This window comes from Rhizobacter sp. (assembly GCF_035702065.1).
Taxonomy (GTDB): domain Bacteria; phylum Pseudomonadota; class Gammaproteobacteria; order Burkholderiales; family Burkholderiaceae_C; genus Rhizobacter.
This window is the reverse complement of the sequence record NZ_DASSRA010000195.1, coordinates 1-6,824: the sequence shown is the minus strand read 5'-3', so window position 1 is coordinate 6,824 and position 6,824 is coordinate 1. Positions and strand designations below refer to the sequence as shown.

The window sequence follows — 6,824 nt, the reverse complement described above, 5'->3', positions numbered from 1 at the left end:
ACCGCGAGGTGTTCGAGTTCGACCGCTTCTGGGCCATCGGCTCCGGCCGCTCGTTCGCGCTCGGCGCCATGCACGCCTCGTTCGACCGCGCCAAGACGGCGCGTGAGCTGGCCGAGATCGGCGTCAAGGCGGGCTGTGAATTCGACAAGAACTCGGATGGGCCGGTGAAGGCCCAGACCCTCAAACTGAAGACAACGAAAGACTGAACATGGCCGCGATCGAGATCAAGGTGCCCGACATCGGCGACTTCAAGGATGTCGCCATCATCGAAGTGCTGGTGAAGGCCGGTGACACCGTCACCAAGGAGCAGTCGCTGGTCACCGTGGAAAGCGACAAGGCCTCGATGGAGATCCCGTCCTCGCACGCTGGCGTGGTGAAGGAGCTCAAGGTCAAGATCGGCGACAAGATCAGCGAAGGGTCGCTGCTGCTGGTGCTGGACAGCGCCGAAGCCGCGGCGCCCGCGCCGGCCCCGGCGGCCAAGCCCGCTGCCGCAGCCCCTGCGGCCGCACCCGTGGCTGCGCCGCCCGCGGCCACGCATGCCGGCGGTTCCGACTTCGAGTGCGACGTGCTGGTGCTCGGCGCCGGCCCCGGCGGCTACTCGGCCGCCTTCCGTGCCGCCGATCTCGGGCTCAAGACCGTGCTGGTCGAGCGCTACGCCACGCTCGGCGGTGTGTGCCTCAATGTGGGCTGCATTCCTTCGAAGGCACTGCTGCACGTGGCCGGCGTGCTCGACGAGGTCAAGCACTTCGACACACTCGGCATCAGCTTCGGCACGCCCAAGGTCGACCTCGACAAGCTGCGCGCGCACAAGGAAAAGGTCATCGGCAAGCTGACCGGTGGCCTCAACGCCATGGCCAAGATGCGCAAGGTGACGGTGGTGCAGGGAACGGGCGAGTTCCTCGACCCCTACCACCTGGGCGTGACCAAGGCCGACGGCGGCAAGCAGGTCATCAAGTTCAGGAACGCCATCATCGCGGCCGGCTCCGAGGCGGTGAAGCTGCCCTTCCTGCCCAAGGATGACCCGCGCGTGGTCACTTCCACCGGCGCGCTGGAACTGCGCCAGCTGCCCAAGAAGATGCTGGTCATCGGCGGCGGCATCATCGGCCTCGAGATGGGAACCGTCTACAGCACGCTGGGCGCGCGGCTCGACGTGGTCGAGATGATGGATTCGCTGATGCTCGGCGCCGACCGTGACCTGGTGAAGGTGTGGCAGAAGATGAACGCGCTGCGCTTCGACAACATCATGCTCAAGACCAAGACGGTCGGGGCCGAGGCCACCAAGAAAGGCATCCTGGTCAGCTTCGAAGGCGAGGGTGCGCCGAAGGAGCCGCAGCTCTACGACCTGGTGCTGCAGGCCGTGGGCCGCGTGCCGAACGGCAGGCGCATCGGTGCCGACAAGGCCGGTGTGGCGGTCACCGACCGCGGCTTCATCCCTGTCGACGCTCAGATGCGCACCAACGTGCCGCACATCTTCGCCATCGGCGACATCGTGGGCCAGCCCATGCTGGCGCACAAGGCGACGCACGAGGGCCACGTCGCGGCCGAGGTGGCGGCGGGCGACAGCCATGCGGCCTTCGATGCGCGCGTGATCCCGAGCGTGGCCTACACCGACCCCGAGGTCGCCTGGGTGGGCCTCACCGAAGACGAGGCCAAGGCCCAGGGCCGCAAGCTCAAGAAGGGTCTCTTCCCCTGGAGCGCGTCGGGCCGCGCCATCGCCAACAACCGCGACGAAGGCTTCACCAAGCTGCTGTTCGACGAGGAGACGCACCGCATCGTTGGTGGCGGCATCGTCGGCACGCACGCGGGCGACATGATCGGCGAGATCGCGCTGGCCATCGAGATGGGAGCCGACGCTGTGGACATCGGCAAGACCATCCACCCGCACCCGACGCTGGGCGAGAGCCTGGGCCTGGCGGCCGAGGCGGCCGAAGGGCACTGCACGGACCTGCCGCCCGTGAAGCGCTGAGCGATTGGCCCATGAAAAACGGCACCCGAGGGTGCCGTTTTCTTTGTCTTGCCAGGCGGCACCGCTCTAGCGGCCGCTCTCCTGCACGATGTACCACTGCCCGTTGATCAACTCCCAGGTGAGCGTCTTGGTGCTCACGTCGTTGAAGTTGTCCGAGCGGTAGCTCTGGTTGAAGCTGGTCTCCACGCGGTTGGGGGCGAGCGTGTTGGTCTGGATGTCTTCGACCTTCACGCTGATGTTGCCCTTTTTGGCCACGAGTGCGCGGCGCTTGGTCTTCCAGGTGGCGAGGTCGCCGGTGGTCGGCATGAAGCTGGGCGCGTAGAAGCCGATGTAGCGCGCCACGTCCTTCGCTTCCCAGGCAGCGGCCCAGTCGGTCAGGCGGCGCACGGTCTGTGCGGCCGGGGTGCCGGGCGCTGCTGGCGCAGCAGGGGCGGGCACGGCGCCGATTGGGGCGGCGGTGGTGGCGGTGGCCGGCGCCGCGGTGGGCGAGGGCGTGATGGCCGCGGCGCGCTGGTTCAGGCGCTGCAGGTCCATCTCCTGCATGTCGATGGCGAGCGTGGGGCAGCGCGCCGGGCCGTCTTCTCCGGCGGCCCAGCCCTCGGATTCGGCCGGGACTTCGGGCGCGTTCTCGGCACGGGTGAGGCCGAGCTGCGCGCTCAGGCGCTGGGTGGCGGCCTGCGTGCGCGCGTAGGCGATGCCCAGGTCGTACTCGGCGTTGGCGTAGGAACGGCGTGCCGTGTAGAGCTCGTTTTCCGAGTTCAAGAGGTCGAGCAGGCTGCGCTGGCCGATATCGAACTGCTGGCGGTAGGCGTCGCGCGCCTTCTCGATGGCGATGGTGTTGCGGTCGAGGTAGAGCAGCTGGTCGTTCAGCTTGCGCGTGTCGTTGTAGGCGATGGCGATCAGCTGGCGCGCGTCGCGGCAGGCGCGGTCGCGCAGGTCGGCGGCCTGGTTCACCAGGTTGGCCTGCTGGCGCACGCGGGCGGCATCACTGCCCCCGTTGAAGAGGTTCCAGTTCAGCACGATCTCGCCGGTGTCGTTGCGCCGCTGGTCGCGCACGCCTTCGAGGTTGGTGCCGGCGCCGGAGCGCACGCGGGCTTCGATCTTGGGCTGGTAGGCCGATTCACGCACCGAGGCGAGCGAACGCGCCGAGCGCAGCGACTCGATGGTCGCGCTCACCGCGGCACTGCGGCGCACGGCTTCGGCAGAGGCTTCGCTGGCGGTGGCGGCGATGCCGTCCTTGAAGGCCAGCGGCAGCGGCATGTTCTTCGGCGGCTCGTCGCCCACGATGCGCTGGTAGCGCGTCGACACGTCGTGCAGGTTCGCGAGTTCGGTGCTCAGGTTCGATTCGGCGAGGGCCAGGCGCGCGCCGGCCTGTTCGAGGTCGACGCCGCGGCCCACGCCGGCCTTGAAGCGCGACTGGATCTGGTTGAACGCGCTCTTGTGCTGCACGTAGCTGTCTTCGGCCAGTTGCACCAGCCGGCGGTAGCGCAGAACGTCGTAGTAGGCGCGGGTGGTTTCGAGTGCGTTCGTCTCGGTGGTGTCGAGCAGCTCGAAGTAGCGGGCCATCTTCTCGTGGTCGAGGCGCCCGACTTCGTTCTTGGTGGCCAGGCCGTCCCACAGCAGTTGTGTCAGGGTCAGTGCGGCGCCGCTGCGGCTGATCGACTGGTTCTCGGGGGTGCGTGACGTGATGGTGTCGCGGTCCTTGCCGACGGCTGCGCTCAGGTCGAGCCGCGGGTAGTAGCCGCCGCGTGCGGCGTCGACCGCATCGGCGGCGGCGCGGTAGGCATTGAAGCGCGCGGTGACGTCCGGGTTCACACTGATCGCCTTCTGCGCCGCAGCCTTCAACACCTCGTTGGTCTGGGCTTGGGCGCTGGCGATGCACGCCATCGTGGCCGCAACAAACAAGGCTCGGGTCTTGAAACGCATCAGGCGGTGTCTTTCTCGCAGGTCAAAATGGCGTTGAGCAAGGCGTAGTGAGGGATTCCTTCACTGCGCCGCGAAGTTTAGCTTTTGACCCCCTCTTGCGGCCCCCCCCTGTCCTTATGGCGGCGTGGGACTATTTCACGCATGTCCTCGCTGTGTGCTTGTTTTTTCAGCAGACGCATGTGAGTTGTGCGGTCTGCGGCACTCAAGTCCACCCTCGCCGTGACGACAACAAGACGTTGAGCCCTGAATCCGCCTGAAGCCCACGTGCACGCCGTTCTCTCCAACTTCCGCAGCCGCATCGGCCTGACACGCGTGCGGCGCGTGGGGCTGCGCTGCTGGCTGGCCGCGTGGGCGATCGCCGCGCTGTGCATGCCGATCGCGGCGTCGCAGGCCTGGGACGCCGAGCGCATGGCAGCAGCAGCCAAGCGCCTGTCGCCGCGGGCCGCCGCGGGCGTGCAGTCCCTGCAGCCCGTGCTCGCGCAGGCGCTGGACATGGACGAGCCCGCGCAACTGCAAGCCGTCAACGAGTTCTTCAACCGGCGCATCCTGTTCCGCGACGACACCGAGGTGTGGGGCCAGATCGACTACTGGGCCAGCCCGATCGAAACGCTCGACAAGGGCCAGGGCGATTGCGAAGACTTCGCCATCGCCAAGTACTTCAGCCTCCTGGCCATCGGCATGCCGACCACCAAGCTGCGCCTGGTCTACGTGCGGGCCCAGATCGGCGGGCCGCAGGGCGCGGTGCAGGCCCACATGGTGCTGGCCTACTATGCGGCACCCGGCGCCGAGCCGCTGATTCTGGACAACCTCATCACCGATGTGCGGCCCGCCTCGCGGCGGCCCGACCTGGTGCCCGTGTTCAGCTTCAACAGCGAAGGCCTGTGGCAAGGTGTGGGCCCACAGGCGGCGGGTGACCCGGCGGCGCGCCTGTCTCGTTGGCGTGAGGTGCTTGCGAAGGCGCGTGCGGAGGGGTTCCAATGAATTCTCGAATGAAGTTCCAAGCAGGGGAGACGGCATGTCGCTGATCCGACAGATCTGGTTGCTGATGCTGGGCACCGTGCTGCTGGCCTTTGCCGGCAGCGTGACGGTGGCGGTCGAGTCGGCGCGCGGCTACCTGCAGACGCAGCTGCGCCTGAAGAACTCGGACAACGCCACCTCGCTCGCGCTGGCGCTCTCGCAGCAGAAGGGCGACGCCGAGCTGATGGGCCTCTTGATGTCGGCGCAGTTCGACACTGGCTTCTACCGCCGCATCAAGTTCACCGCCGCCGACGGCAAGGTCGGCTTCGTGCGCGAGGCGCAAGCCACGCCCACCTCGGCGCCGGCCTGGTTCGTGAACCTCGCGCCGATCGACTCCGAGCCCGGCGTGGCACAGGTCTCCGATGGTTGGCGCGCGTTGGGCAAGGTCGAGGTGGTGAGCCACACCTTCTTCGCCTACGACGAGCTGTGGGCCGGCAGCCTGCGCTCGGCGGCGGCGCTGGCCGTGGTTGGCCTGATCGCCGGTGGCGTGGGCATGCTGGTGGTGCGGCGCATCCGCAAGCCGCTCGACTCGACGGTGGAGCAGGCGCATGCGCTGGTGGCGGGCGAGTTCCGCATCGTCCCCGAGCCGCGTGCGCCGGAGTTGCAGCGCCTCACGCGGGCCATGAACACCATGGTGAACCGCCTGCGCGTGACCTTCCAGGCCCAGGCCGAGCAGCTCGACACCTTGCACAAGCAGGCCAACCTTGACCGGCTCACCGGCCTGTCGAACCGCGCCCATTTCCTCGGCCAGCTCTCGGCCGCCTTGCAGCGTGAAGACGGCACGGCCGAAGGCGGCCTGGTGCTGCTGCGCGTGCTCGACCTCGCGGGCGTCAACCGCAACCTCGGTCACGTGGCGGCCGACCGCGTGATCACCGCCATCGCGCAGTCGCTGCGGCCGTATGCGGAGCGCGCCAAGGGCTGCTTTCTCGGCCGCCTGAACGGCTCGGACTTCGCGCTGTGCCTGCCGGTGCCCGGCGTGGCGCGCGAGACCGCGCAGGCCGTGGCCGATGCGCTGGGCATGGTGCTGCCCACGCTGGGCTCGGGCCTGGCCGTGAGCATGGGCGCCATCGAACTGCGGCGCGACATGACCCCGGGCCAGGTGATGAGCGCTGCCGACGCTGCGCTCGCCCGCGCTGAAGCGCGCGGTGCCTTTGCCGTGGAACTGGGCAGCGAGCCCGCCAACAGCGTGGCCATGCTGGGCGAGGGGGCCTGGCGCCAGCGCATACGCGAGGCGCTGGCGCAGGGGCGCGTGCACCTGGTGAGCTTCCCGGTGGTGAACACCCGGCGCGAGCTGATCCACCTCGAATGCCCGCTGCGCCTGCAGCTCGAAGAGCAGGGCGCCTTCGACCCGGCCGCGCGCTGGCTGCCGCTGGCCATGCGCAGCAAGCTCACGGTCGACGTGGACGAGCGCGCGCTGGCGCTCGCGCTAGCTGAGGCCACGAGCGACGGCCAGCCGCGCTGCGTGAACCTCTCGCCCGCCTCGCTCACCGACAGCAGCTTCGCCTCGCGGCTGCGCGCGCTGCTGTGGGACTCACCGCGCGTGGCGCGCCTGATCTGGCTGGAGGTGGCCGAGAGCGCCGCGGTCGAGCACTTCGAGCTGCTCCAGGAACTGAGCCGCCAGCTGCGGCCGACCGGCGTGCGTCTGGGCCTGGAGCACGCCGGCGAGCGCCTGGGCGCCATCCCGCGTCTCTTCGAGGCCGGGCTCGACTACGTGAAGCTCGACGCCGCCCTGGTCGCCGGCGTCGGCAGCGACGAACACCGCCTGACCTTCGTGCGCGGCACGGTGACGCTGCTGCACGGCCTGTCTCTGCAGGTGTATGCCGAGGGCGTATCGAGCGAAGAAGACGCCAAGGCACTGTGGGAATGCGGCATCGACGGCGCGACCGGCCCCTACATCAGCACCCAGCAGAACTCC

At 68.7% G+C, this 6,824-nt stretch carries 4 protein-coding genes and 1 pseudogene; 4 read left to right on the top strand and 1 reads right to left on the bottom strand.

The window, feature by feature from the left end:
- Both VFL64_RS09095 and lpdA read left to right on the top strand, forming a co-directional pair.
- A pseudogene (locus tag VFL64_RS09095) lies at positions 1 to 206 on the top strand (MFS transporter); the annotation flags it as partial.
- 2 nt (positions 207 to 208) lie between these two features.
- Positions 209 to 1,966: a dihydrolipoyl dehydrogenase gene (gene lpdA / locus VFL64_RS09090; protein ID WP_489540061.1), complete on the top strand. Its 1,758-nt coding sequence runs from the start codon at positions 209 to 211 to the stop codon at positions 1,964 to 1,966.
- Between the two features lie 66 nt (positions 1,967 to 2,032).
- Here lpdA and VFL64_RS09085 read toward each other — a convergent pair whose 3' ends face one another.
- Positions 2,033 to 3,892 (bottom strand): TolC family outer membrane protein, encoded by a 1,860-nt coding sequence (locus tag VFL64_RS09085; RefSeq protein WP_489540060.1) that lies wholly within the window; start codon positions 3,890 to 3,892, stop codon positions 2,033 to 2,035.
- A 264-nt stretch (positions 3,893 to 4,156) separates the two neighbouring features.
- Between VFL64_RS09085 and VFL64_RS09080 the strand changes: the two genes are divergently transcribed.
- Positions 4,157 to 4,873: a transglutaminase-like cysteine peptidase gene (locus VFL64_RS09080; protein ID WP_489540059.1), complete on the top strand. Its 717-nt coding sequence runs from the start codon at positions 4,157 to 4,159 to the stop codon at positions 4,871 to 4,873.
- Positions 4,874 to 4,907: 34 nt separating this feature from the next.
- Positions 4,908 to 6,824: bifunctional diguanylate cyclase/phosphodiesterase (locus VFL64_RS09075; protein WP_489540058.1), on the top strand; the 1,917-nt coding region annotated here is incomplete at its 3' end.

Excerpts from the sequence above, each read along its gene's own strand:
- lpdA (WP_489540061.1), top strand. The coding sequence starts at position 209 with ATGGCCGCGATCGAGATCAAGGTGCCCGACATCGGCGACTTCAAGGAT.
- VFL64_RS09085 (WP_489540060.1), bottom strand. The coding sequence starts at position 3,892 with ATGCGTTTCAAGACCCGAGCCTTGTTTGTTGCGGCCACGATGGCGTGC.